The sequence below is a fragment of the Octadecabacter sp. B2R22 genome, from assembly GCF_018861045.1.
Taxonomy (GTDB): Bacteria; Pseudomonadota; Alphaproteobacteria; order Rhodobacterales; family Rhodobacteraceae; genus Octadecabacter.
This window is the reverse complement of the sequence record NZ_JAHKQJ010000005.1, coordinates 80,984-104,603: the sequence shown is the minus strand read 5'-3', so window position 1 is coordinate 104,603 and position 23,620 is coordinate 80,984. Positions and strand designations below refer to the sequence as shown.

24 protein-coding genes are annotated in these 23,620 nt (G+C 55.2%); 10 read left to right on the top strand and 14 right to left on the bottom strand.

The window, feature by feature from the left end; genetic code table 11:
• Positions 1-7: 7 nt before the first annotated feature.
• From KO486_RS03030 to KO486_RS03015, 4 genes are all read right to left on the bottom strand, one after another.
• Positions 8-250, bottom strand: a complete 243-nt coding sequence (locus KO486_RS03030) for a DUF4170 domain-containing protein (protein WP_216035770.1) — start codon at positions 248-250, stop codon at positions 8-10.
• A gap of 81 nt (positions 251-331) precedes the next feature.
• Positions 332-1,096: a 3'(2'),5'-bisphosphate nucleotidase CysQ gene (locus KO486_RS03025; protein WP_216035769.1), complete on the bottom strand. Its 765-nt coding sequence runs from the start codon at positions 1,094-1,096 to the stop codon at positions 332-334.
• Complete coding sequence (locus tag KO486_RS03020; RefSeq protein ID WP_216035768.1) at positions 1,089-2,435, bottom strand: TldD/PmbA family protein; 1,347 nt, start codon at positions 2,433-2,435, stop codon at positions 1,089-1,091. Before KO486_RS03020 ends, KO486_RS03025 begins: the two co-directional genes overlap by 8 nt.
• 166 nt (positions 2,436-2,601) lie before the next feature.
• A complete protein-coding gene (locus KO486_RS03015; protein ID WP_216035767.1) occupies positions 2,602-4,113 on the bottom strand; it encodes a DUF2125 domain-containing protein in 1,512 nt (503 codons plus the stop codon).
• Between the two features lie 131 nt (positions 4,114-4,244).
• Between KO486_RS03015 and KO486_RS03010 the strand changes: the two genes are divergently transcribed.
• Genes KO486_RS03010 through KO486_RS02995 form a run of 4 tightly spaced genes read left to right on the top strand, consistent with a single transcriptional unit; the run spans position 4,245 to position 8,107 of the window.
• Positions 4,245-4,994: an SDR family oxidoreductase gene (locus tag KO486_RS03010; RefSeq protein ID WP_216035766.1), complete on the top strand. Its 750-nt coding sequence runs from the start codon at positions 4,245-4,247 to the stop codon at positions 4,992-4,994.
• Positions 4,991-5,596: an enoyl-CoA hydratase/isomerase family protein gene (locus tag KO486_RS03005; protein WP_216035765.1), complete on the top strand. Its 606-nt coding sequence runs from the start codon at positions 4,991-4,993 to the stop codon at positions 5,594-5,596. The genes KO486_RS03010 and KO486_RS03005 overlap by 4 nt, the downstream gene beginning before the upstream one ends.
• Before the next feature lie 40 nt (positions 5,597-5,636).
• Positions 5,637-6,947, top strand: coding sequence for a mechanosensitive ion channel domain-containing protein (locus KO486_RS03000; RefSeq protein WP_216035764.1), 1,311 nt, complete (start codon positions 5,637-5,639; stop codon positions 6,945-6,947).
• Positions 6,944-8,107 (top strand): TIGR03862 family flavoprotein, encoded by a 1,164-nt coding sequence (locus KO486_RS02995; RefSeq protein WP_216035763.1) that lies wholly within the window; start codon positions 6,944-6,946, stop codon positions 8,105-8,107. The genes KO486_RS03000 and KO486_RS02995 overlap by 4 nt, the downstream gene beginning before the upstream one ends.
• Here the strand turns inward: KO486_RS02995 and KO486_RS02990 are convergent.
• From KO486_RS02990 to KO486_RS02980, 3 genes are read right to left on the bottom strand one after another with little or no spacing between them, the layout of a single operon-like run.
• The gene (locus KO486_RS02990; RefSeq protein WP_216035762.1) at positions 8,095-9,099 is read right to left on the bottom strand and encodes an NAD-dependent epimerase/dehydratase family protein; all 1,005 of its coding nucleotides are present in this window, start codon (positions 9,097-9,099) and stop codon (positions 8,095-8,097) included. The genes KO486_RS02995 and KO486_RS02990 overlap by 13 nt on opposite strands.
• A gap of 40 nt (positions 9,100-9,139) precedes the next feature.
• The gene (locus tag KO486_RS02985; protein ID WP_216036209.1) at positions 9,140-9,754 is read right to left on the bottom strand and encodes a sugar transferase; all 615 of its coding nucleotides are present in this window, start codon (positions 9,752-9,754) and stop codon (positions 9,140-9,142) included.
• Positions 9,742-10,608 carry an SDR family oxidoreductase gene (locus KO486_RS02980; RefSeq protein ID WP_303435476.1) on the bottom strand — a complete coding sequence of 289 codons (867 nt, stop codon included), beginning with the start codon at positions 10,606-10,608 and terminating at the stop codon, positions 9,742-9,744. Before KO486_RS02980 ends, KO486_RS02985 begins: the two co-directional genes overlap by 13 nt.
• 111 nt (positions 10,609-10,719) lie before the next feature.
• Here KO486_RS02980 and KO486_RS02975 point away from each other — a divergent pair, with 111 nt between their 5' ends.
• The 4 genes from KO486_RS02975 (at position 10,720) to KO486_RS02960 (ending at position 14,217) form a co-directional block, all read left to right on the top strand.
• On the top strand, positions 10,720-12,855 hold the full coding sequence (locus tag KO486_RS02975) for a YjbH domain-containing protein (RefSeq protein WP_216035760.1): 2,136 nt from the start codon (positions 10,720-10,722) through the stop codon (positions 12,853-12,855).
• Positions 12,852-13,520, top strand: coding sequence for a YjbF family lipoprotein (locus KO486_RS02970; protein ID WP_216035759.1), 669 nt, complete (start codon positions 12,852-12,854; stop codon positions 13,518-13,520). The genes KO486_RS02975 and KO486_RS02970 overlap by 4 nt, the downstream gene beginning before the upstream one ends.
• An 87-nt stretch (positions 13,521-13,607) precedes the next feature.
• Positions 13,608-13,805: a hypothetical protein gene (locus KO486_RS02965; RefSeq protein WP_216035758.1), complete on the top strand. Its 198-nt coding sequence runs from the start codon at positions 13,608-13,610 to the stop codon at positions 13,803-13,805.
• Positions 13,806-14,001: 196 nt separating this feature from the next.
• Positions 14,002-14,217 carry a hypothetical protein gene (locus tag KO486_RS02960; protein ID WP_216035757.1) on the top strand — a complete coding sequence of 72 codons (216 nt, stop codon included), beginning with the start codon at positions 14,002-14,004 and terminating at the stop codon, positions 14,215-14,217.
• Between the two features lie 119 nt (positions 14,218-14,336).
• On the opposite strand, the gene holA is transcribed toward KO486_RS02960, so the two are convergent.
• From holA to KO486_RS02935, 5 genes are all read right to left on the bottom strand, one after another.
• Positions 14,337-15,365, bottom strand: coding sequence for a DNA polymerase III subunit delta (gene holA, locus KO486_RS02955; protein ID WP_216035756.1), 1,029 nt, complete (start codon positions 15,363-15,365; stop codon positions 14,337-14,339).
• Positions 15,362-15,847 carry an LPS assembly lipoprotein LptE gene (gene lptE, locus KO486_RS02950; protein ID WP_216035755.1) on the bottom strand — a complete coding sequence of 162 codons (486 nt, stop codon included), beginning with the start codon at positions 15,845-15,847 and terminating at the stop codon, positions 15,362-15,364. Before lptE ends, holA begins: the two co-directional genes overlap by 4 nt.
• Positions 15,834-18,389 (bottom strand): leucine--tRNA ligase, encoded by a 2,556-nt coding sequence (leuS, locus tag KO486_RS02945; RefSeq protein ID WP_216035754.1) that lies wholly within the window; start codon positions 18,387-18,389, stop codon positions 15,834-15,836. Before leuS ends, lptE begins: the two co-directional genes overlap by 14 nt.
• Positions 18,390-18,458: 69 nt before the next feature.
• Positions 18,459-18,932 carry a DUF3576 domain-containing protein gene (locus tag KO486_RS02940; protein ID WP_216035753.1) on the bottom strand — a complete coding sequence of 158 codons (474 nt, stop codon included), beginning with the start codon at positions 18,930-18,932 and terminating at the stop codon, positions 18,459-18,461.
• 160 nt (positions 18,933-19,092) lie between these two features.
• Complete coding sequence (locus KO486_RS02935; RefSeq protein ID WP_216035752.1) at positions 19,093-20,202, bottom strand: porin; 1,110 nt, start codon at positions 20,200-20,202, stop codon at positions 19,093-19,095.
• A gap of 234 nt (positions 20,203-20,436) precedes the next feature.
• Between KO486_RS02935 and KO486_RS02930 the strand changes: the two genes are divergently transcribed.
• Positions 20,437-21,096 (top strand): YggS family pyridoxal phosphate-dependent enzyme, encoded by a 660-nt coding sequence (locus KO486_RS02930; protein WP_216035751.1) that lies wholly within the window; start codon positions 20,437-20,439, stop codon positions 21,094-21,096.
• Here KO486_RS02930 and KO486_RS02925 read toward each other — a convergent pair.
• The gene (locus KO486_RS02925) at positions 21,093-21,587 is read right to left on the bottom strand and encodes a L,D-transpeptidase family protein (RefSeq protein WP_216035750.1); all 495 of its coding nucleotides are present in this window, start codon (positions 21,585-21,587) and stop codon (positions 21,093-21,095) included. The genes KO486_RS02930 and KO486_RS02925 overlap by 4 nt on opposite strands.
• A gap of 75 nt (positions 21,588-21,662) precedes the next feature.
• Between KO486_RS02925 and KO486_RS02920 the strand changes: the two genes are divergently transcribed.
• Entirely contained in the window at positions 21,663-22,508 is an 846-nt protein-coding gene (locus tag KO486_RS02920) for a DMT family transporter (protein ID WP_216035749.1), read from the top strand.
• Here the strand turns inward: KO486_RS02920 and ribA are convergent.
• A complete protein-coding gene (gene ribA, locus KO486_RS02915) occupies positions 22,505-23,584 on the bottom strand; it encodes a GTP cyclohydrolase II (RefSeq protein ID WP_216035748.1) in 1,080 nt (359 codons plus the stop codon). The two genes, KO486_RS02920 and ribA, sit on opposite strands and share 4 nt — an antisense overlap.
• Positions 23,585-23,620: the final 36 nt, after the last annotated feature.

The window sequence follows — 23,620 nt, the reverse complement described above, 5'->3', positions numbered from 1 at the left end:
GCCCCGCTTAACCGAGTTCTTCGGTCGTGGATGTTTCGGCTTGTTCATCACGCAAACGGTGGATGTGAGCGATGAAATAACGCATGTGGGCGTTGTCGACGGTCTTCTGGGCTTCCGCTTTCCAAGCGTTGAAAGCAGTTTCGTAGTTTGGAAACATGCCGACGATGTGGATGTCGTCGACATCTTTGAACGCGTTCTTGGTTGGATCAATAAGTTCGCCGCCAAAGACGAGGTGAAGACGTTGGGACATAAAGCACCTTTGAGTTGCTATTTAAGACATAATTGGGTGTTGCGGGGACATTAGGCCCTGCTGCTTATCGGGTAAAGGCGATCAGGCGAGCGCGTCGATTAAAGTTTGATGGATGCCACCTGCCGCGACCATGCCGTTGATCTGTGGATGAGGATTGTTGAACGCGGCAGTTTGGCCTTTTTGATCGCTGACGATGCCGCCAGCCTCAGTAACGATCAGAGCGCCCGCTGCGACGTCCCATTCCCATGTAGGGCGCAGGGTCAGCATTCCGTCGAATTGTCCCTGTGCAACCAACGCCAAACGGTAGGCGAGCGATGATCGAAAGGTGCGTTTGAACGGAGGGGCCTGTGTCGCCCAATATTTCGCGTCCATGTTTGGCTTTGATGACAGGACAGTGGCAGTGTCGATGGCTTTGTCCGCCGTTGCCGTTATCGGCGCGCCGTTGCAGGCGGCACCTTGACCCAAGGTGGCCGTGTACATCGCGTCGTGAATCGGCAGGTAGATCACAGCGGCGGTGACGATACCATTTTCTGACACGGCGATTGAATGTGCCCAGTCTTTATTGCCTTCGATAAAGGCGCGTGTTCCGTCGATCGGATCGACAATAAACTGCCGCTCGGTCGAAAGCCGCTTTTCACCATCCTCGGTCTCTTCTGATAGCCAACCATAGTCTGGACGCGCCGCTTGCAGGTCGGCGGAGAGCTGGCGATTCACATGAAGATCAGCTTCGGTAACGGGCCCTTGCCCGCCGGACTTTTCCCACACCTCGGGCGAGGCGTTGAAATAGCCTTTGGCGATGTCACCAGCACTGCGGGCCGCGTCTATCAGGAGGTCAAGATCATGCACCGGCGAGGGTCATCTCATCAATCATCAGGCTTGGAATAATGCGACCCATATGGGCGCGGCCATCGTTGGACGGAATAATCCGTGCTAACATATCATGCAGATTACCCGCGACCGTACATTCATTGATTGGGTAGGCGATTTCGCCGTTCTCGATCCAAAACCCCGATGCGCCACGGGAATAGTCACCAGTATTCGGGTTGATCGTGGACCCGATCATAGACGTAATAAGAAGCCCTGTTCCCATGTCGCGGATGATTTCATCGGGGGATGCTTTGCCCGGAGTAAGTTCCAAATGAGACACTGTCGGGGAGGGCGGACCGGAAGTGCCGCGTGACGCGCTGCCTGTGCTGGGCAAACCCAGTTTTCGACCCGTTGCAAGGTCCAGCGTCCAGCCTGTCAAAACACCGTCGTCGATGATCTTACGTTGAGCGGTTGGCAGGCCTTCGCCATCAAACAACCGCGATCCCGCCACACGAGGGCGGTGGGGTGTTTCGATCAGGTCCATGCCCTCGGGTAGCACGCGTTCGCCGTTCTTACCGAGAAGCCAAGATGACCCCCGTGCAATTGCTGCGCCATTGCTGGCTGACAGTAAATGCCCGATCAGAGACCCTGCGATACGTTCGTCAAACAAGACCGGATAGGTTCCGGTTTGTGGTTTACGTGCGCCATGACGTGCAACGGCCCGTTCCCCAGCGATGCGGCCAATGTCATCCGCCGCGCGCATGTCAGAGAGATGGATTCGGCTGTCATGGTCATAGTCGCGTTCCATTCCAGAACCGCTGCCAGCAATTGCCACAGCGCTGATGGAATGGCCTGTGCTTTGTGAGCCCGCAGAAAAGCCGTTGCTTGTGGCGAGGTGGACTTGGCGGCGACCATACCCAGCAGAGGCGGTTTGTACTTGCGCCACGCCGTCAACAGATTGCGCTGCCTCTTCGGCGATGCGGGCCTGTTCTTGCAACCATTCAGGGGTGGGTTCCGGACCATGGTCCACCAGATCAAGGCGGCTAACGTCAAGGTCCGTTGCCAGTTGCGATGGGTCCGCAATGCCTGCGTGCGGATCTTCTGGGGCCTCTGCCGCCATTGCCACGGCGCGTTGGGCCATTTCTGCAATTGTGCGTTCAGACGTGTCAGATGCAGATACATTTGCGGAACGTTGCCCGACAAACACCCGCAGTCCAACATCCGTACCTTCGGCTCGCTGCGCTTCCTCAAGAACACCTGAGCGCACATCAATTGAAACCGAAGTGCCTGCGACGGCCAAAGCGTCCGCAGTATCGGCGCCAGCGGCTTTCGCGGCCTCAATCAGGCGATGTGTGAGGTCTGCAAGAGATTGGGTCATAAAGCGTCCTTTTCTTGTCTCAGGACGTAGTGCCTGTTGGGGCGACCCGCAAGTGCGAGAGGTCCCATTCTTGTATTGCCAGTGTTCTATAGACGGAGTGTCAAACAATGCAAAACGGCGCCCGAAAAAAATCGAGCGCCGCTTAGTGTGTTAAAAGAAGTGGGAGTTAGCGCAGGCGCTGACCGTTCGCGAGAACATGGCCTTCGCCGTTCACTTCAATCGTGGATGTCAGCATGTCATCGCCAACGGGTGTCGTGAACATACCCATCATCATGCGCGGCATCATGGCTTCTTCTTCTGGGATCAGACCCATTTGAACAAGCTTGTCGACAAGGCCGTTCACGCCATTGATTTGGAAGGTTGCTTCGCCTTCTGGGCGTGGCATGCCGTCAAAGGACTGCAAGTCGGAGTTGTCGAAGGTAAATGCACCTTCACCAGTGATTTCGGCACCCGCAGCTTTGACTGTCAGGTCCGTAATCTGAAGCCCATTCAATTCACCAGGAACGTCGGCCATTGCAGCGGCTTCCATTTGCTCAGGGTCAAGGAAATCAAAGAACGGTGTCACTTGGGCGTCAATCCCGAGCGCAACTGTCAGAGGGTCACGCGGCAAGATGCTTTGTGGGTCGACCATGCTCCACAAGAGTTCGCTAATTGCGAGTTCTGTGAAGTTGAATGCGAGACGCGCATCGCGCGGGCCGTCTTCGCCTTGGCTCAGCGGGATTTGGAAGTCAAAACCGTACTCTGCCATTGATGCTTCGATCGGGAATGGAAGTTCATTTGGGATCAAAGCTGTAATGCTGATGTCTTGTGCCGATCCGGAATAATCCATGCCATCTACGTCGAAAGAAAAGCCCAATTCACCGCCGGCAATTGTTGAGCTCCCTGATGCGGCCTCACCGTCTGCGCTGAAATCAAAGGCGTATACGATTTCGCCGAACGTATAGCCGCCGTCCATGGCCAAACCTTCGTTGAAAGGTGGTACATCGGCGCTCATGTCCATGTCGACTGGCATGGAGATATTGGCGGCCATGTCCAGATCAGCCATGTCACCGTTAAAGCTCACGATGCCTTCGCCGCCAGTTTCACGGAACAAGACGTCGATATCTACGGCGCCAATCGCGACCTCGTAGGCGATACGGGTCAAGTTGTCTTTCACGACGGAATACTGTCCGGACATATCCAGCATAGCGATGACTGCGTCTTCGAGTTGGACTTCTTCCTTAGCTTCCCCTTCAAGACTATCGACCGTGATGGCATAGCGGTCGGCCGTGAATTCATAGTTCATCGTTTCAGGGTCACCGGAAACGATCATTTGCAAGCCGGATTGCGTAACCGTCATGTTGATGGTGGACGGGTCGCCATACTGCGGTGTGATCCCGAGAGTCATCGGGTAACTGTCGACCGTCGTGATTGTAACAGTGCCGTCGCCGTTTTCAGTCAGTTCAATGTCGCCGAGCTGTGCATTGATCGAGGTTTCGTCATCGGACATCGCAATCGCAACACCCGAGATCGTAAGCGTGTCGCCTGACATTTCTTCACCTTTTGTGGTGAATCCTTGTCCATAGACTTCCATTTGGCCGGTCCAATTGTCCCAGACCTGTTGGGCCGTCACATCGGCGTTTGCGGTTGTGCCACATAGAATGGCCGCGATGATTGTTGATTTACGAATAGACAGCATTATCTGAATCTCCTGCTAAAATAAGTTGCGCGCAGCTTTTCAAGTCTGCTGGATGCGGTCAAGGTCGGGAAATCACTCCTTCGTGCGTGAAATAACGACGGAATGAGATAAATTTTTGTTGGGGATAAGACATGGGCGTGATGAATAAGGTTGTTTTGGTAACGGGGGCCAGTCGAGGGATCGGGGCCGCGACTGCGCGGGCTTTCGCTGATGCTGGTGCAAAGGTCGCATTGGTCGCGCGATCTACGAGCGAGATTGACGCCATAGCCGCAGAAATCGGTGATAATGCCATCGCGATTGGATGTGATGTCGCGGATTACGGGCAAGTGGTGTCGGCGATTGAGCAGACGACAGCTGCATTTGGCCCGCTTGATGTTTTGATTAACAATGCTGGATTGCTCGATCCGATTGATCATTTGGCCGACTCTGACCCTGATGTCTGGGGCAAAACCATCGATGTGAACCTGAAAGGCGTCTTCAACGGCATGCGCGCGGCGATGCCTGACATGATCAATCGCGGCGCAGGTACGATTATCACGGTGTCATCGGGTGCGGCCCATGGGCCTGTTGAGGGCTGGTCCGCCTATTGTTCCTCCAAGGCGGGCGCTTTTATGTTGACCCGCTGTGCGGACAATGAGGCCCGCGAGAAGGGGCTGCGCGTCTTGGGGCTGTCGCCCGGAACAGTGGCGACTGATATGCAGCGCGATATCAAGGCATCCGGTGTGAATCCTGTCAGCCAACTTGAGTGGTCCGATCATATCCCACCTGAATGGCCCGCACGGACCTTGGTCTGGATGTGTTCTTCTGAGGCGGATGCCTACCTTGGGACGGACGTTTCACTGCGGGATGAGGTTATTCGCCAACGGGTGGGTCTTGTATGATTGAGCAGAGCTCGGAGAACGGCTGCCTGACACTCACGATCAATCGCCCTGACAAGGCCAATGCCTTGACCGAGGCAATGTTGGGGCAGCTGGCCGATGCGGTCGAAAAGGCCGACGCCAAAGTTTTGGTTCTGACCGGTGCGGGCAAAGTGTTCAGTGCCGGCGCTGATTTGGATGATGTGCGAAATGGAACGCTTGCGCTCTCGCCTGAATGGGAACGGCTTTCGTCCGCTGTTGCCGGGTTTGCCGGGTTGAGCGTTGCGGCTTTGAATGGGTCTTGCGCGGGTGGCGCCCTAGGCATGGTGCTGGCGTGCGATTTGCGAGTTGCTGTTTCAACGGCTAAGTTCTTCTACCCCGTGATTAAAATGGGCGTTCTTCCGCAGCCGTCCGATCCTGCACGGCTTGCGGCATTGGTCGGGCCGTCGGTTGCCAAGCGCATTCTGTTGACAGGCGCCAAAATCACTGCGCAAGAGGCGCATTCGTTTGGCTTGGTTGATCAAATCAGCACGGTCGCTGTTGAGACCGATACCGCCGCCCTAATTGAACCCGCTCTTGCCGCAGACCCCGCACAAGTGATGGCGATCAAGGCGATGATCGGCTGAGGCTCTGTCTTTGGCGAAAGACGTGGTGTAGGAGATGCCTATGGAAGATTTAATGAACACAGCGTTGGGCTACGTGACGCCTGCCTATGAGTTTGTCGTTGGCTGGATAATAGATCCTGCCAATTGGGTGCAATTCGCATTGCTGGTCGCTGCCTATGTTTTGGCCGTGGTTATTACCCGCAAACTAAACCCGATCTTGACCAGAGCACTTACGCCACCCGATGAAAACCAGACAATCCTCGCCAAGGTGCGCCGGTTCGTCTTGTTGTTCCTTCCGCTTGTTTTGCCGCTCCTTGCGTTTGCGCTGACCGCAATCGGTGAACAGGTCACACGATCGATCTTTGGCGCAGGCGAAATGATCGCATTCGGTAAGCGTGTGTTCCTGTTCCTCGCCGTGCGCGCGTTTGTTCGCGATATGCTGACGGATCCTCTGCTGAAGCTCCTTGGAAAGATGGTTCTGATTCCGTTCGCTGCGATCTATGCGTTGGGCTTTCTTGACCCGATTATGATGTGGCTTGAACAGACGATTGTACCGCTTGGTGGCATGTCGTTCTCTCTTCTGGGTATGTTGCGGTTCCTGGTGGTTGCGATTGTGATGTTCTGGCTTGGGCGTTGGTCAAACGACCAAAGTTCAGCGATGATCCAGAAGCAAGAAATGCCTGCTGCAACCCGCCAGTTGGCAGTTAAAGCTGCCGAAATCGCGATTTTTGGTGTCGCCTTTCTTGTGGCAATGAATATCGCGGGTGTCCCGCTTAGTTCTCTGGCAGTGCTGACAGGTGCCTTGGGTGTTGGTATCGGTTTTGGCCTTCAGAAAATTGCGTCCAACTTTGTCTCTGGCGTGATCCTTCTCCTCGAAGGGCAAGCGACCGTCGGCGACTACGTTGAACTCGACGGGGGAGAGGCGGGCACAATCGTCAAAATGACGGCGCGTGCTGCGATCCTCGAGACATATGACGGTAAATGGATCGTCGTGCCCAACGAGGATTTCATCGTTACGCGGGTGGTGAATTATTCCGATAGCGGATCAGCCAATCGTTATGACGTATCATTCTCTGTAAGTTACGACACGGACATCAACCGTATTCCCGATATCGTTGGACCCGCTGTCGCAGCATTGGATTTTGTTTTGAGTAAACCCGAAGACCCTGATGTTGAGCTAGATGGGTTCGGAGACAGCGGCATTGAGTTCGTTGTCGAATTCTGGGTGAACGGGATTGATGACGGCAAAAATAAATACCGCAGCCACGTGCGATTTGCGATCTGGAATGCGTTGAAAGACGCAGGTATTGAAATTCCATTCCCGCAGCGTGTCGTAGAGATTAAGGGCGGTTTTCCTGCCGCGCCTGCATGAGTGACGCTCTTGTTATCGGGGGTGGTCCTGCGGGGTTGATGGCGGCGGATGTTTTGTCAGCGGCGGGTCATTCCGTTGTGGTCGCGGATGCAATGCCGACGATGGGGCGCAAGTTCTTGATGGCGGGCAAGTCTGGTTTGAACCTGACCAAGGCGGAGCCGCTACCGGTCTTCAAGCAAGCATATGGGGCCGCCCAAGAGGTTCTGTCGCCGATGATCTCCGCGTTCGGGCCGAACGACGTGAGCGCGTGGGCTGAGGCGCTGGGACAAACCGTTTTTACAGGGTCAACCGCGAGGGTTTTCCCAACAGTGATGAAAGCTTCACCACTGCTGAGGGCATGGCTTGCGCACCTGTCACAGCATGGAGTGAGGTTCGAAACCCATTGGCGTTGGACGGGTTGGGATGGCGATGATGCGACGTTTGACACGCCGGATGGACCGATCACGATAGCCGCGAAAGTGACCGTCTTGGCGCTGGGCGGCGCAAGTTGGTCGCGCCTTGGTTCGAACGGCCAATGGGCGGGGCAACTTCCTGACCAGGTCGCGCCGTTTAAGCCCGTGAATATGGGTTTCGAAGTTTCATGGTCCGACCATATGACCGCTCATTTGGGTGCGGCGGTGAAGGGCTGCAAACTGACAGCAGGCGAAAGAGTGTCGCGGGGCGAATTCGTAGTGTCCTCCAAGGGTCTTGAGGGCGGCGGTATTTATTCGGTGTCCGCTGCGATGCGCGATGGTGCGCCATTGGTTATTGATCTTTTGCCTGACATGTCCGTCGAGGAGATCGCCACCAAATTGGCTGCCATCAAAGGCAAGCAATCCGTTTCAAATAAGCTGCGAAAGGCATTGAAGCTGGATTCAGTAAAACGCGCCCTTTTGAACGAGTTTGGCCGAAATAGTGACTTATCGTTGCATGAAAAGATCAAAGGGCTGACCATCCCGCAACTGAGCCCGAGACCGATCGATGAAGCGATTTCAACGGCAGGTGGCGTGCGGTTTGACGCTCTCACGGATGACTTGATGCTTAAGTCCCGCGAAGGGGTATACTGTGTCGGTGAAATGCTGGACTGGGCCGCGCCGACGGGCGGTTATTTGATCAACGGTTGTCTGGCGACGGGGCGCTGGGCTGGATTGGCCGCAGCGCATAGGCTTCAAACGTCGTAGTAATCGCGATACCAATCAACGAAAGATTTAACGCCTGTTTCGACGTCCGTCGCGGGTGTATAACCGGTGAGCGTCTTTAGGAGTGATCCATCTGCCCAAGTCGCAGGAACGTCACCTGGCTGCATGTCCATAAAGTTCTTTTCGGCGGGTTGGCCCAGTGCCTTTTCGATGGCTTCGATAAAGGCCATTAACTGCACGGGTTCGCCGTTGCCGATGTTAACAATCCGGTGCGGCGCTACTGGGGACAGACTGTCGCCCTCAGGCACTTCGTCTAGCCGTTCAGGTGCGGCATCAAGCAGTAGACGGATGCCACGAACGAGGTCGGTGACATAGGTGAAGTCGCGGCTCATGTCGCCGTGATTATAGACGTCAATCGGGTCGCCATTGAGCACGGCTTTGGTGAACTTGAACAGCGCCATATCAGGGCGGCCCCACGGGCCATAAACGGTGAAGAACCGGAACATGGTGGTCGGAATGTCGTAGAGGTGGGCGTAAGAATGGGCCATCACTTCGTTTGATTTTTTGGTCGCAGCGTAGAATGACATCTGCGTGTCGGCTTTGTCGGTCTCGGTGTAGGGCATTTCGGTGTTGGCGCCATAGGCCGACGACGTTGACGCGAGTAGCAGGTGTTTGACGGGTGTCGCACGGACGGCTTCTAGCAGGTTGAACGTGCCGATGATGTTGGCATCAACATAAGAGCGCGGCTCGTCGATAGAATAGCGCACGCCGGCTTGCCCCGCGAGGTGAATAACGAAATCAGGCTTTTCTTGTGCGATCAGATCCATCAACACACCGTCCGCCTCAAGCCGATCATTCACCGCGCGAAAACTGCTGGATTGCAGCAGGTTTGCCTGCCTGCGTTCTTTCAGGCGAACGTCGTAATAATCCGTCATCGCATCAAAGCCGATGACCTCAAACCCTTCGTCCAAGAGAAGTCTGCAAAGGTGATAACCGATGAATCCTGCGGATCCGGTGACGAGGGCCTTGGGCATGGGGGACTCTTTTATTGCGGGTGTTAGTTTGGTGGAGTTGCTAACGTTTTAACACTTTGAGGATCGTTTCCCAGAGCAAAGTAACGTCAAAACAGACTGAGGCATGGCGTTGATAGATGAGGTCCAAGACGGCTTTGCGCGGCACGCAACGGGTCACGTAGATCTGCTCGGTTTGTTCTGGCGTGCTGGCATCGGCGATGAGGCGCTCTTCGTGGCGGTGGAAATGCAAGGTGGCCAGCCCTGTTACGCCGGGACGGGATCGCAAGACACGGCCATATAGGTCAGGAAAGGCGTCGGTATATTGTCGCAACGGTGGGCGCGGACCGACAAAGCTCATGTCGCCGCGCAGGACGTTGATCAGCTGTGGGAGTTCGTCCAGACGATAGCGGCGAAGTTTCTTTCCAATATGGGTAATACGGTCGGTTTTATCGCCACCGGTGACGCCTGTATTCTGATCCGCAGGCACATTGGACATGGTGCGAAATTTGATCAGGTTGAATGGCGTTTGCGGCGTCTTCATACGTTCAGCGACATAGAAAACAGGACCGCCGTCACGCCATTGAATGGCTATCGTAATGGCGAGGATCACAGGCCAGAGCAAGAGCAGCAAAAGCAGTGCGAGACCGATATCAAAGACGCGTTTCACTGATTTGATAGCTCCGCGGTTTGGCGCCCCAAAGCATCTGCAGGGTCGTCGTAGTTTTCTAACGTAACAATAGTTTGTAGCGTGTCTGTTGAAAGCACAACACTGTGTGGAACACCGTTCGGTGCGGGTTCATCGATCCAGTTTAGATCGGGCAAGAGATGGACCTTATACGCTGCAAGAAGCTTATCGAGGGAGACAGGTTGTTGTTGAACGACATTGACCGTTCGTAGCTTTGTATCCGGTGTCGGGATCAATGCCTTGATCGCGACGAAAAAGTCGTAAGGCCCAATGTAGGATCGTACAGATGCCGTGCCGTCGCTAAACCGATGCAGCGGCATCGCGGCGCTATCGGCTAGATAGCGGTGTGCGGCGGCGAGCAAAGCATCCGCGCCTGCGACGTTTCCGATCCGCGCGATTGTAATCTTGGGGGCGCTACTGGTTGCGGCAAAGTCCTTGGCGATGTGCTCCATCGCGGCTTTGCTTTTGCCATATGCGTTAAGAGGGGCGGTTTGGTCCATTTCCTTGAAAGGCGTGCCATCCCCGGCACCGTATACCGCAGCAGATGACGCAAGGATCACGTGCTTTACGTTGCTTTGTGAGGCTTTCTCAAGCAGTTGCTCGACGAAATCTACATTGGCGGATTCCAGCTGAGTCTTATCCGTGCCCGTTTCGCCGATAAAGTTGAGGATGGTCGCGTCGTTTTGGAAGACTTGATCGGCAGCGGTGTCGCCAAAGTCACCGGACCAGATAATATCGGCATCCCCTTGGCGTGCTTGGGTTTTCCAGTCCAACCCTGCGCCCCGCGCGAAGTGGGATAAGATGGTGCCCAAACGGCCATTTGCCCCGAGTAGAATAGTGGTCACAACCGCCCCTTTTTCAGCAGGGTATGGCATATCGCCCACCCTTGGCATCAACTTCCGATTTCGGTGAGAATAAGGTTGCGACGAGGCTGGATACAATGTCAGACGTGGATCATGTTTGAATTAGACAGAATTAAAGGCATTTCCGGTGCTTTTTGTGCCGTGATTGCTGCAACTCCCGCAGCCGCTGATGATGATTGGCGTGCAAATTACACGCTTTATGGCACGCCGGGTATTATTGATATGCCATCGGCTGTTGCCCCTGCGGACGGTGAGATTGCGACAACCGTTGCCGTCTTTGGTGATACGCAACGTGTGACATTTACCTTTCAGGTTTTGCCGCGTGTCTCCGGTAGCTTTCGCTACTCGTTGATTGACACCTACGATCGAAGCTTTGACTTGCAGTACCAGGTCACTGACGAAGGTCAGTACATGCCCGCGATTTCGGTCGGTGTGCGCGACTTTATCGGCACCGGCCGGTATAGCAGCGAATACCTTGTCGCTACGAAAACGTTGGGACCCAACGTGCGCGTCACGGGTGGTTTGGGCTGGGGGCGGCTTGGGTCGCTTGACGGGTTTACCAATCCGCTGGGTATCATCGATGAGCGGTTTGAAACGCGACCTGATGACAGCATCAATACGGGCGGGACGGTCTTGTCGGGGCAGTTCTTTCGCGGTGACGCGGCGCTCTTTGGGGGCGTTGAATGGCGCCTAAATGACGATTGGACTATCCTCGCGGAGTATTCATCCGACATTTACGAACGTGAAACCGCGCTGATTGGGTTTGAACGCGAGTCCCCGCTTAACTTTGGGGTGAAGTGGCAGCCAAACGACTCTTATCAGCTTGGTGGTTACTACATGTACGGGACCGACATCGGGTTCGCCGCTACGATTTTGATTGATCCGAAGACGGCGAGTTTCCCGAGTGGATTGGAACCTGCGCCGATGCCTGTGGGAGTTCGTGCAGAAGGCATCGCTGCCGCTGCGACCTGGGACAATCCGCAGGTCGAAACGGCAAGTGTGGAAGCTTTGGGTGCAATCTTGGCGGCGGATGGGATTCGTCTGTATGGCGCCGAGGTTGTTGGAACCACCTTGCGGGTGCGGTATGAAAACGATCGGTATCGCGCAGAAGCGCAAGGCGTTGGGCGGGTATCGCGCATTCTGACGCAAGTCGCCCCAACGAACGTTGATACTTTCATTCTTGAGCCGACTCAGAACGGGATCCCTACGTCTGCCGTGACGATCCGGCGTGGTGATCTAGAAGCCTTAGAAAACGAACCGAACGCAGCGGCACTGTCCTACGGTCGCGCAACCTTTGCTGACGCGGCCGGTTCGGCGCCATCCGTTGGTTGGGAAGACCCAACACCGGCGTTTTTGTGGGGGATTGCCCCTTATCTTGAACTGTCACTGTTTGACGGGGACGAACCTGTTCGTGGGGATGTCGGGCTTGAAGCGACGTTCCAATATGAACTGCGCCCGAATGTAGTTCTTGCGGGTGCTTATCGCTATCGCGTTGCGGGCAACCGTGATGAGGTCGGGTCGATTTCTGAATCTGTTTTGCCAGATGTGCGCCGAACGAGCCTTCGGTATGGGGCTGAATCCGGCAGCGGCATCGAGAACTTGTTTATGTCTTGGTATGGTCGCCCCGGTCAGAATCTTTATAGCCGCGCCTCAATCGGGTACTTTGAGCGTTCTTTCGGCGGTGTGTCCGGCGAGCTTTTGTGGAAGCCTGTGGACAGCCGGTTGGCGCTGGGCGCCGAGATGAACTACACTTTGCTGCGGGACTACGATCTCGGACTTGGGTTCCGCCCTGCCTGTTCAGGCACTGGCTGCAACAGTTTTGTTGGTGATGATTATGACGTCGTTACGGGGCACCTGTCCGCTTACTACGACTTCGACAACGGTTTTCAGGGCCAAGTTGATGTTGGCCGTTATCTGGCCGGCGACTGGGGCGCGACGTTCTCCCTTGATCGCGAGTTTGAGAATGGTTGGAAAGTTGGGGCCTATTTCACGTTAACTGACGTTCCTTTTGATGACTTTGGTGAAGGGTCGTTCGACAAAGGTATCAGGATCGAAATCCCATCTGACTGGCTGTATGGCACACCGACACGGGACACTGCAGCGACGTCGTTGTCGTCACTTGAACGCGACGGTGGGGCACGGCTTCGGATTGACGGGCGTCTCTATGATGTGGTCGAGGGTGGCCACCGTGGGCAAATGGAAGAAAACTGGGGACGTTTCTGGCGATGAAGACATCTTGGATCTCAGCACTTTCGGCCGCGGCACTTTTGGCGATTTCCTCTTGCGGGCCCCTGAACACGAAGAACGCGACAGCGGGTGTGGTTCGCGGCATCGTCCAGTCGGGGATGCCCGGTGATTCGACGGCGGCAGCTGTTGTCGAAGCGCCTCCGGCTCTTACTCGGGCCTATATTGATGCCCAAGATACGAATCTGTTGCGGGTGAGTATCATTGACCGCGAGGCGACGGGCCTCATTTTTGCAGTTGGCCGAAATGGTGAAAAGGTGACGTGGAATTCGCCCGATGGCCTTAGCTTTGTCCTTGAAGGTGGTTTTCTTGTGGGGACGCGCGGACTGGGCGACGATGTGATGGGATCTGATGTTTCTGGCGCAAGGTCCGCCCTTAGATCTGGTGGTAGTTACTTGAGAACGATCGATTTTCTCAACGGTCTTAGCCAGATTGAACGATCCGTGTATCAATGCGAGATGGAAGAAACCCGAACCGACGAATTGACGATTGTTGAAAAAACTTACGCGACAACGATTCTCGAAGAAACGTGTACCGGCGAAAACCATTCTTTCAAGAACACCTACTGGCGCGGCGTGGATGGCATAGTCTGGCAATCCCGTCAGTGGATTTCTGCCGGTGTGGGTTACTTGGGCTACCAGAGGCTTTAGATGCCGCACTCAATCGTTGTAATCGTAAGGGGGTCAACCTATCGTTAAGGTTGAGTTGATACCCTTTGATATGAATTGGAGTCCAACATGAAGATTAAAACATTGGTCGCCGCTGTTGCATTCGCAACCGCATCCACTGCTGCAATTGCTGACTCATCTGCTGTAACAACAGATGCAGGCGAACTGGTTATGGTTGAGAAGAACCTGACAACTGATATGTCGGCACTGCTTCCAGCTATTGGCGCGGTTGTCCTTATTGCCATTGCTTCTGCAGGCGGTTCCTAAACTGATCGGATTTTCGAACTAAAAATTCCATGAAGGTAGGCTTGGTGCCTCCTTTCTCTAAATGGGAATGGAAGATTTCGACATTTTTGCCAGTGATGGAACCTTTATTATTTTCCCATACCAACTTGTATTTGTATTTGTTATGGTTCCTTAGCGTATGCGCGCACTAACAACGTAGACACCGGAGTAAAGAGAAATGAAAAAGACACTTATGACTGCAGCCTTGCTTGTAGCTGCCAGCAACACACCAATGATGGCTGGCGACTATTCTGACGCAGGCACAACTGACACGCAGATCATCATCGCAGACGACAACATGGCAGCACCGCTGTCCTCTTCCATGGGCGGCGCTGTATTGCCTGTTCTGCTTGGCTTGGCAGTTATTGCTGTTGCAGCTTCCGGCGGTTCCTAAGCTTTTTAGCTTAACTGCTACACGAATTTGGAAGGCAGGCCTCGCGCCTGCCTTCTGCATTTCTAACGTCTATTTTTGCCGCTGTGACTTATGCAGGCGGAAAACCCTAAGAGAATCGCCTAGGAACGGCGGCGCCCCAACATAGCCAGCCGAATGAACATGCGTTCCACCAATGCGCGATCAGGTGCGGTATGGGCAGACCGCAGCGTCAAATCTGCTTCAGTAATAGTGGACAAAGCTTCTTCGAGGTTGATGCGACCCCAATTGCTAGCTTGTCGGACCATCCGATCACGACGTGGCCCAAACACAGGTGGCTTTAAACGCCCAATACCTGCCGATGGCCCGCCGGGATCAGAAGCGGCGACATGAAGCTGTCGGAAGTGACGCATCGCGGCAATGCATAGCGCGACAGGTTGGGTGCCCTGCGCATAGAGGCGGCTCAGGATCGGCCCGATTTCTTTCGTTTTCAAATCAGCGACGACATTCAAGACGTCATCAAGGCCAGCTTCGTTGGATTGCGGTGCGCAGGCTTCGACATCGGCCACAGTGATCTCATCTTTGGAATCCAACATGTAGAGCCCGAGTTTTTCAATCGTCTGGCGCAGATCCCCAGGGGCCATTTCACGGCTGTAGGCGATGACAAGATCCATTGCATCGCCGCCGACATTGCGCAGCCCCGCGTCGCGCAGGTTGGCTTCGATTTCGTCGCGGGATGGGGGGTCGTCATAAATGCCAACGGCGTAAGCACTCTTATGCCCCTCAAACAGTTTGCGAAGTGCCGAACGCGCATTTAGCTGACCTGCTGTGACGATAATCTGGGCGTCGCCCGGTTCCCAATCCGCCAGCGCAGGCGTAATCGCTTTGGCCACGGTGTCAGTTGCATCTTCGACAAATGCAACGCGGTGGCCGGGAAAGAATCCTTGGGACTTTATAGCGTCGCCAAGGAGCGCTGGGTCTTTGCGTAGATCAGCGCCCGACATACGCGTCAGGCGCATTTCTTCTTCGCCGTTCTCGCCAACCAATGCCTTGATAACGTCTTGGCGTTTTAGCGCCACGCGCATGGCGTCGCCGCCGTAGATCAAAAGGCCAGCCCCCTCGGGGTTAGGCTTTCGAAAGTAACCGGCGGCGTCGCGAGCAGATAGCTTCATGCGCCGGACGCGATAATGATATCGGTGACAATCAAATCAGCCAATGCAATGGCAAGGCGGTCACGTGCATCGTCTTGTGCTTCTTGGGTGGCGACCGTGGTGCCAAAGGCAGAATAGGCGGTGAAGGTTTCCGCAACACCGGACGCCAGCGGTTGGTCAACACCGGGTTCAGTGAGCGTCCATGTTGCTTTACCGGGCAGGTTGAACCGGTTGATGTCCTGCGCTGAGGAAATCGCCACAGCGACCTCTTCAATGTCGAGCTCTACCGTAAGCAGATAGTCACCTTGTTCAACGCGGCCCAATCGGTCCTCAAGACGTGTTCGCAGGCGGAACCCTTCTGGCGTGTTGGGTGCACGGTAAGCGATGCGCCCGCGCAAGGACCGTGCAGACCCGTTCACCCCGTAGACCGGCGTAAAGCCGCAGCCCGCCAATGGGGCAACGGCAAGTAGGGCAAGAAAGGCGCGTCGGTTAGATGACAACATTGATAATCCGGCCAGGTACAACGATCAGCTTTTTGGGCGCATTGCCGTCCAAAGCTTTGACCACAGCTTCATCCGCAAGAGCGAGCTTTTCAACCTCATCTTTCGGCATGTCAGCTGGAACGGCAATTTCGCTCCGACGTTTGCCGTTGATCTGGATCGGCAGGGTGATGGTGTCTTCGACCAACATTGCTTCGTCTGCGACGGGCCATGGCGCATTGGCGATCAGACCGGTCCCACCAAGGAGTGCCCAGATGTCTTCGGCCAAGTGCGGTGTCATCGGCGACATCAGCTGTGCGAGCGTTCGCATGGCTTGGCGTTTGGCATCGCCGCCCGCCTTAGATTTCGCCAGACTTGCGGTGAAACCATAAAGTTTGGCAATCGCAGCGTTGAAACCGAAGCTTTCAACGCCGTTGGTTACCTCGACAATGGCTTTGTGCATGTCGCGCAACAGGGCTTCATCGGCGTCGTTCGCGGCGTCTTCGTTTGACGCGATATCGCCCGCGATACGGTGCACACGGCTGAGGTGTTTGAAGGACGCTTCAGCGCCTGACGCTGTCCATTCTACGTCCCGTTCAGGGGGCGAGTCGGAAAGCACGAACCAACGGGCCGTATCGGCACCGTATTGGCTAATGATCGCGACAGGGTCGACGACGTTGTTCTTGGACTTCGACATCTTCGCGGATGGAATGATGTCGACCTGAGTGCCGTCCTTGAGGAATCCGCCACCATCGCGCAGTTCGACAGTTTCAGGGTAATGGTAAACGGGTCGGCCATCGTCGCCTGTCGTTTTGTAGATCGCGTGGGTCACCATGCCTTGAGTAAACAGCGCGTTGAACGGCTCAACCGCAGTTTCAGGCAAATGGCCTGTTTTGTGCATCGCGCGGGCGAAGAATCGTGAATAGAGCAGGTGCAGGATCGCGTGCTCAATGCCGCCGATATACTGGTCGACATTCATCCAATAAGCCGCGTCCTCGGCGTTGGTAGGAGTGTCGGCGTGGGGCGACGTGAAGCGTGCAAAATACCATGACGAATCCACGAAGGTATCCATCGTGTCGGTTTCGCGTTGAGCAGGTTTGCCGCAAGACGGGCAAGGCACGTCGCGCCAAGTTGGGTGGCGGTCAAGCGGGTTGCCCGGAATGTCGAAAGACACGTCATAGGGCAGTTCAACTGGCAGGTTTTCTTTCTTCTCGGGCACGACGCCACAGCTGTCACAGTGAACGACCGGAATAGGTGCGCCCCAATACCGCTGGCGGCTCAGGCCCCAATCGCGCAGGCGATACTTTGTGACGCCTTGGCCAACGCCGTTGGCTTCGCAGAAATCAACGGCCGCATTGATTGCGTCTTCGCCGTTGGTGGCTGGTTCCCACGCGTATGGCGTCAGCCAGTGAACCATGTCGGTTTTGTTTGGAACGAACGCCTCTTCCAGCTCAGGCGAGCTGTCCTCAGACGGCAAGAATGTCGGTTTGATCGGCAGGTCGTATTTCTTGGCGAAATCGAAATCACGTTGGTCGTGGGCAGGGCAGCCAAAGATAGCGCCCGTGCCGTAGTCCATCATGATGAAATTGGCGATATAGACGGGCAGTTCCCAAGACGTATCGAATGGGTGACGCACGCGCAGGCCCGTATCAAAGCCCATCTTCTCGGCTTTTTCCAAGGCTTCGGCAGTGGTGCCGCCTTTGCGACATTCTGCATTAAACGCGGCGATGTTGGCGTTGTCCGCCTCGAGTTCCTTGGCCAGCGGATGATCGGGGGAAATGCCAACAAAGGACGCGCCCATCAGCGTGTCAGGGCGTGTTGTGTAAACTTCTACGCGATCATGTGCGCCGATGCCTTCAACCATCGAGAACGAAAACTGCAAACCGCGTGATTTGCCGATCCAGTTTTCCTGCATCAGTTTCACCTTGGCGGGCCAGTTGTCGAGGCTATCAAGCGCGCCGAGCAGTTCGTCCGCATAATCGGAAATCTTAAAGAACCATTGTGTGAGGTCTTTGCGTTCGACCTCTGCACCGGAGCGCCAGCCTTTACCGTCAATGACCTGTTCGTTGGCCAGAACCGTCATGTCGACAGGGTCCCAGTTTACGGTGGCATTCTTGCGGTCGATCATACCTGCGTCGAGCATGTCGATGAACAATGCCTGCTGCTGGCCGTAGTATTCAGGGTCACAGGTGGCGAACATGCGGGACCAGTCAATGCCAAGGCCAAGCGGTTTCATCTGTTCGACCATGTCGTCGATGTTGTTGTAGGTCCAATCCTTGGGGTGGCCGCCGGACGCCATTGCCGCGTTCTCGGCGGGCATCCCGAAGGCGTCAAAGCCCATCGGGTGCAATACGTTGTGTCCAGTGCTCAGCTTATAGCGCGCAATCACGTCGCCCATGGTGTAGTTGCGCACGTGGCCGATGTGGATGCGGCCAGACGGGTAGGGGAACATCTCAAGCACGTAGTACTTGGGCTTGTCATCACTGCGGACAGCTTTGAATGTCTCGGCTTTATCCCAAGCGGCCTGCCACTTGGCTTCGATTTCTGAGGGCGTGTAGTTTGACATGGTATGTCCTTGAAAATGCAAACGCCGGGTGCTGGACCCGGCGCTTAGAAACTGTGGGTTGGGGCTGTTTTACAGCGCACCATCCGAGATGCGCAACTGGCGGGCGCGGGAAAGAATGGCGTCTTCGATGGCGCGGGTTGTTTCAGCTGCGGCTGGGCCTGAACGGGTCAACAAAGCAACATTCAACGAACGTGCGTCCAATGCTGGGTCGGTAATGTAGACCGTCGCGCGGTAGGCGCGGCTGCCACCGGGGGGCGTGCCGTAGCCCATTACGATTACGCCTGTAAACGGGTCAACGGATTCAACAGGCAAGAAGCTGAGCACATCAAGCGATGCCGCCCAAAGATAACGGTTCACGGCGACGTTTTCGACGCCACGGGTCCGTGCTGCTTGTTGTGTTGCGGACTCATTTGATCCGCCGAAGCTGCCACCAAGGCTGCCGATTGAGCCAAATGGATTGCTGCCGGAGCCGCCACAAGCTGCCAATGCAGCAATGAGGCCAATACCAAAAGTCAGGCGGATAGTTTTTCTAAGTCTCGTCACCGGATCGCCCTTTGCGAAATTTACTTAGCAAAGGTGTATCGAAGGGGGGCAGATGCCACAAGACCCGAGGTCGTTTTCGGGGCTGTGGAAAGAAGTCTTACAAATGAAAAGGGCGACCCCAGAGGGGCCGCCCAATCTTAGTCGTAACCTAAGGGTTCAATTAGAACGCGAAGGATACTTCAACTGTTGTACCGTCCAGAAGCTCGTAGCCACCGAATGTGTCGATGTCGTCGGAACCAGCAACGTTCGCATCAGCGAAGGACGCCATTACGGAAGCACCGCCACCGAGGTCGTATTCTGCAACGATGTAGTTGGAGAAGTCGTCGTCTGTTGCGCTGTCACCGTCGATCATACCAGCAGTGATCACAAGACCGTTGCCAACATCGTAGGAACCCTGAAGAGCGTACTCTTCGGAACCGCGATCGTCTGTGAAGTATGCAGCTACAGATACTGGACCGGATGCGTAACCAACGCTTACGCCGTAAGCGTCGTCAGCAACGCTTTCGGATACGTAGTATGCGCCAAGTGTTACGTCGCCAACTGTGTAGCCAACTTCGAGACCCAAGGAGTCTGTACCAGCGGCATCGTTTTCAGCGTAAGCAAGCTCAACGTCGAAACCAGCTACGGAAGTCTGAGCGAAGATACCGAATACGGAACCGTCTGTGTAGTCGCCGTTAGCCGCGGAACCCAGAGCGCCGCCGAATGTGCCGGACTCTTCCTGGTAAGCGAAACCAACTGTGAAGTTGCCGAATTCGCCAACAGCAGCTACGGAAAGCTGTGTGAAGTCGTCGTCAGCTTCTACGCCAGCGTCGTCAGCAACTGCGTAAGACAAGGATGTCTGAACGTTGCCGAATGTGATGTCGGAACGAAGAACTACTTCGTCGTCAGCTTCGGAGAAGTTGTCCGCGCCCATGTCACCAGCAGACTGCCAGAGAGTTTCAGCTGCGAAGGATGTAACACCGAAGTACATGCCAGCAGTTGCGGATGTCAGGGAAACTTCCCAGTCATCAAATGTCACGTCGCCGGATGTTGGGCGAACGGAGTTGTCTTCAACGATGTTCATGTCGAAAGACGCAGCAGCTGTCAGGCCGTTGTCGAGTGTTGCGGAAAGTGCAACATCAACACCAGCGTCCCAGTAGAAGCCTGCTTCGACGTCGTCGTTGTAGCCGAGTGTAACGTCGCCGGAGAGGGAGATGTTAGAGTGGCCGTCTGCAGAAGCTGCGCCAGCGAAGGCGAAAACAGCAGCAGAAGAAAGAAGGATGCGTTTCATGTGATAATTCCTCGTGTTTGCATTCTCGAGAATGCCAGTTGTTCTAGCATTGGGACTGTCTTTGCGCCCAAACCCCTGCACACTCAAGAAAATTGGTTTCGGATTCGGGACCTGCTTTGAAAATGATGCAGACGTGCCACACCCTGCCGGAGCGCCCTATATAGATGACAGCGTATGGATAACGCTCTATGTCAGAGTGAAACAAAAAACACGCAACACTGTCAGGAACTTACGATGTCTTTGCAGGATATAAAGAACCGGATTCGCGAAGCCGAAGCCAAAGCAGGCCGAAACCAAGGGGAAACCACTTTGATCGCGGTTTCCAAGGTGCAGCCGAACGAACGGGTCGAGTCGATTCTTGAGGAAGGGCACCGAGTCTTTGGTGAAAATCGTGTACAGGAAGCTGCAGGAAAGTGGCCGCAATTCAGAGAAGCCTTTGATGACATCGAGCTACACATCATCGGGCCGCTACAAACCAACAAAGCCCGTCAGGCAATGGAGCTTGCGCAGGCGATCCACACGCTTGATCGTCCCAAACTGGCAACGACCTTTGCGCGACTCGCACAGGAAATGGGGTCTTGCCCTGATCTGTTCATTCAGGTGAACACTGGGGAGGAACCTCAAAAGGCGGGTGTTCTGCCTGCAGATGCAGATAGTTTTATCGCAGAATCGATCGCGCTGGACCTGCCTGTAAAAGGGTTGATGTGCATTCCGCCTGTAGGTGAAGAGCCGTCGCTGCATTTTGCTTTGCTCGGAAAGATCGCGGCGCGAAATGGACTAAAGGGCCTTTCGATGGGTATGTCGGGCGACTTTGAAAGCGCCGTGGCCTTGGGGGCGACACATGTGCGTGTCGGCTCCGCGATCTTTGGGGACCGCGTGCCGCCAGCGGGCTAAAGCACGATAAGGCGGCTGTTTGGACTTATGCGCTCGGCGATCCAACGCAGATCCGTCGGGCGCAGGCCAATGCATCCTTCCGTCGGGTGCCCTTTCTTGCGCCAGCGGTGAATGAAGATCGCCGATCCGCGTCCGGGAACCGCGTTTGGCCAGTTCCAATCGGTCACGATCACCAGGTCATAGAGCGGGTCCGCCCGTCTGAGGGCCTCATGGCTATGCGGGTAGGGTGCGCGGACGTGTTGATTATAGGCGGCGTCGCTGGAATCATCTGACCAAAGATCACGTGGGTGAATAGGTTCAGCCCAAGTCACGGGTTTGATGATGCGATCAGGCCGATACAACATTCCAACTAGACGATGAGTTCCGCGCGGTGTTGCGCCATCACCCTCTGCCTTGTGATCGCTGATTCCACCTTTCCCGATGGAACACGGAAAGCGACGATTCATAAATCGTAGGTGCGTTGGCGTGACGACAAGATCATTGGGCTTCATGTCAAAAGAAAGAACAGAACAGATCGTCTTGTTCAAGCGGGCAGGCTGGCCATAGGGTGCGGAAAGGGGACAAAGATGCCGACGATCGTTATTGGGACTACGCTATTGGCGGCTTTGCTGCACGCGACATGGAACGCCTTGGCCAAAGGGGCGGCCGACAAACATTTGAGCATGGCAGGCGTTATTATCGGCCATTTACCGTGGGCGGTGAGCGGGTTGCTGTTCGTGCCGATGCCCGATCTGGCTTGCTGGCCCTATTTGCTTGGCTCGCTTGTGTTTCATTTTGGGTATCAGGTGTTCCTGTTGAATTCCTACAAGATTGGCGACCTTACACAGGTTTACCCCGTCGCCCGTGGAATTGCGCCTTTGATTGTGGCGATGGTGTCGGTGTCATTGTTGAATGTCGTCCTTGGCTGGCGGGAGGTTATGGCGATTGTGCTGATTGGCACAGGGCTGTTGTCGTTGGGATTGGTGCGCAGCACGGCGGGGGCTAGAAACCCTAAGGCGGCGTTGTTGGCCGCAGTCACTGGCTGTTTTATTGCTGGGTATTCGTTGATTGACGGGTTGGGTGCACGCGTTGCTGGAACGGCGGTTGGATTTTACGGCTGGTCTGCGATTGGCAATGCCGTCGTCTTTGCCGCGTTCTTACGGGTCAGTAAGCCGGGAACGCTGTCGCGGCTCTGGCCAGAAGGGCGGTTTGTTTTGATCGTTGGCGGGCTGGCGTCGTACTGCGCTTATGCGCTGGTGGTGTGGGGATTCATGCAGGCGCCCATCGCTTTGGTCACGGCACTGCGGGAATCATCAATCATCTTTGCCTTGTTCATCGGCGTGTTCTTTATGAAAGAACGTTTGGATCTGATGAAGGTCTTTGCCACGTTCACAACAATCATTGGCGCGGTACTGTTGCGGTTCGCGCGTTAAAGTAAGTGGCCCGATTTCTTGGCCTTGGTGGCCAGGTAGTTGGCGTTGTGTTGGTTTTTGCCAACCATAAGAGGCACGCGTTCGGTCACTATTAAGCCGCAGCTTTCCAATTTGGCGACTTTGGCAGGGTTATTCGTGAGCAGGCGTACCTGAGAGAACCCCATCTTGCGCAAAATCTCTGCGCCGATGCGAAAATCCCGTTCGTCGTCTTCAAAACCAAGGCGGTGATTGGCCTCAACTGTATCAAACCCCTGATCCTGCAATGAGTAGGCGCGCATCTTGTTTGCAAGCCCGATCCCGCGTCCTTCTTGGTTAAGATACAAGAGGATACCAGCACCTTCGGCCCCCATCTGCGCCAAGGCGCCCCGCAGTTGCGGGCCGCAGTCGCATTTCAAACTGCCAAGAACATCGCCCGTAAAGCACGCCGAATGCAGACGACTAAGAACGGGCTTTGATCGATCGGGCGCGCCGATCTCAATCGCATAGTGCTCTTCACCACCATCGTTAGGCCGGAAGATGTGCACGCGGCCTGCCTCTGAGGCGTCCATCGGCAAACGTGCCGCGATGACGGGATCGAGAGGCGATAAAGCGGATGAAAGCACTGAAGCGGTCGTGAGGTGCGTTAGGTCATGTTGCAGCGCGAAGGCCAAACCGTTTGTTACGGGTGCGACAACGCAAGCAGGAAGAAGGTGAGCGGCCTTGGCCAAGGCGATGCCTGCGCGATGAATTTCTGATGTGCCGTCACGTTCGGTTTTGAAAGGGCCCTTCATAGGGTTCTGCAGGTCGTCGGCGGGGTCGGCCATTGATTGAACCCAAGTCAAATCAGCGGAGCTTGGCACTATCACCCGCGCCAGATCACCGTCATAGGCCGGAACCTTAAGCGTTGAGGCCCGATGGTCAGTAATGGTGACAACCGCACCCATCTTTATGAATTCTGCCAACCTTGAGGCGGTTAAGGTTTCAGCGGCACAGACCAATGCACTGTCAGTCCCATCAGACATGACAACAGGAACGCCCATGCGCAGATCAGAGCGCGCGCGTGCAAATCGTTCCGTGAGGTTGGGTGCAAATGTCATATTTGGCCTTTATCTTTCCCCATCCGATACCCTTAT

Bases quoted from the DNA above. Each gene is read 5' to 3' on its own strand.
- ribA (WP_216035748.1), bottom strand. From the start codon at position 23,584: ATGACATTTGCACCCAACCTCACGGAACGATTTGCACGCGCGCGCTCT.
- KO486_RS03000 (WP_216035764.1), top strand. From the start codon at position 5,637: ATGGAAGATTTAATGAACACAGCGTTGGGCTACGTGACGCCTGCCTAT.
- KO486_RS02975 (WP_216035760.1), top strand. From the start codon at position 10,720: ATGTTTGAATTAGACAGAATTAAAGGCATTTCCGGTGCTTTTTGTGCC.
- KO486_RS02970 (WP_216035759.1), top strand. From the start codon at position 12,852: ATGAAGACATCTTGGATCTCAGCACTTTCGGCCGCGGCACTTTTGGCG.
- KO486_RS03030 (WP_216035770.1), bottom strand. From the start codon at position 250: ATGTCCCAACGTCTTCACCTCGTCTTTGGCGGCGAACTTATTGATCCA.
- KO486_RS02995 (WP_216035763.1), top strand. From the start codon at position 6,944: ATGAGTGACGCTCTTGTTATCGGGGGTGGTCCTGCGGGGTTGATGGCG.
- KO486_RS02990 (WP_216035762.1), bottom strand. From the start codon at position 9,099: ATGCCCAAGGCCCTCGTCACCGGATCCGCAGGATTCATCGGTTATCAC.
- KO486_RS03020 (WP_216035768.1), bottom strand. From the start codon at position 2,435: ATGACCCAATCTCTTGCAGACCTCACACATCGCCTGATTGAGGCCGCG.
- leuS (WP_216035754.1), bottom strand. From the start codon at position 18,389: ATGTCAAACTACACGCCCTCAGAAATCGAAGCCAAGTGGCAGGCCGCT.
- lptE (WP_216035755.1), bottom strand. From the start codon at position 15,847: ATGTTGTCATCTAACCGACGCGCCTTTCTTGCCCTACTTGCCGTTGCC.
- KO486_RS02965 (WP_216035758.1), top strand. From the start codon at position 13,608: ATGAAGATTAAAACATTGGTCGCCGCTGTTGCATTCGCAACCGCATCC.
- KO486_RS03005 (WP_216035765.1), top strand. From the start codon at position 4,991: ATGATTGAGCAGAGCTCGGAGAACGGCTGCCTGACACTCACGATCAAT.
- KO486_RS02930 (WP_216035751.1), top strand. From the start codon at position 20,437: ATGTCTTTGCAGGATATAAAGAACCGGATTCGCGAAGCCGAAGCCAAA.
- KO486_RS02960 (WP_216035757.1), top strand. From the start codon at position 14,002: ATGAAAAAGACACTTATGACTGCAGCCTTGCTTGTAGCTGCCAGCAAC.
- KO486_RS02935 (WP_216035752.1), bottom strand. From the start codon at position 20,202: ATGAAACGCATCCTTCTTTCTTCTGCTGCTGTTTTCGCCTTCGCTGGC.
- KO486_RS02925 (WP_216035750.1), bottom strand. From the start codon at position 21,587: ATGAAGCCCAATGATCTTGTCGTCACGCCAACGCACCTACGATTTATG.
- KO486_RS03010 (WP_216035766.1), top strand. From the start codon at position 4,245: ATGGGCGTGATGAATAAGGTTGTTTTGGTAACGGGGGCCAGTCGAGGG.
- KO486_RS02920 (WP_216035749.1), top strand. From the start codon at position 21,663: ATGCCGACGATCGTTATTGGGACTACGCTATTGGCGGCTTTGCTGCAC.
- holA (WP_216035756.1), bottom strand. From the start codon at position 15,365: ATGAAGCTATCTGCTCGCGACGCCGCCGGTTACTTTCGAAAGCCTAAC.
- KO486_RS03015 (WP_216035767.1), bottom strand. From the start codon at position 4,113: ATGCTGTCTATTCGTAAATCAACAATCATCGCGGCCATTCTATGTGGC.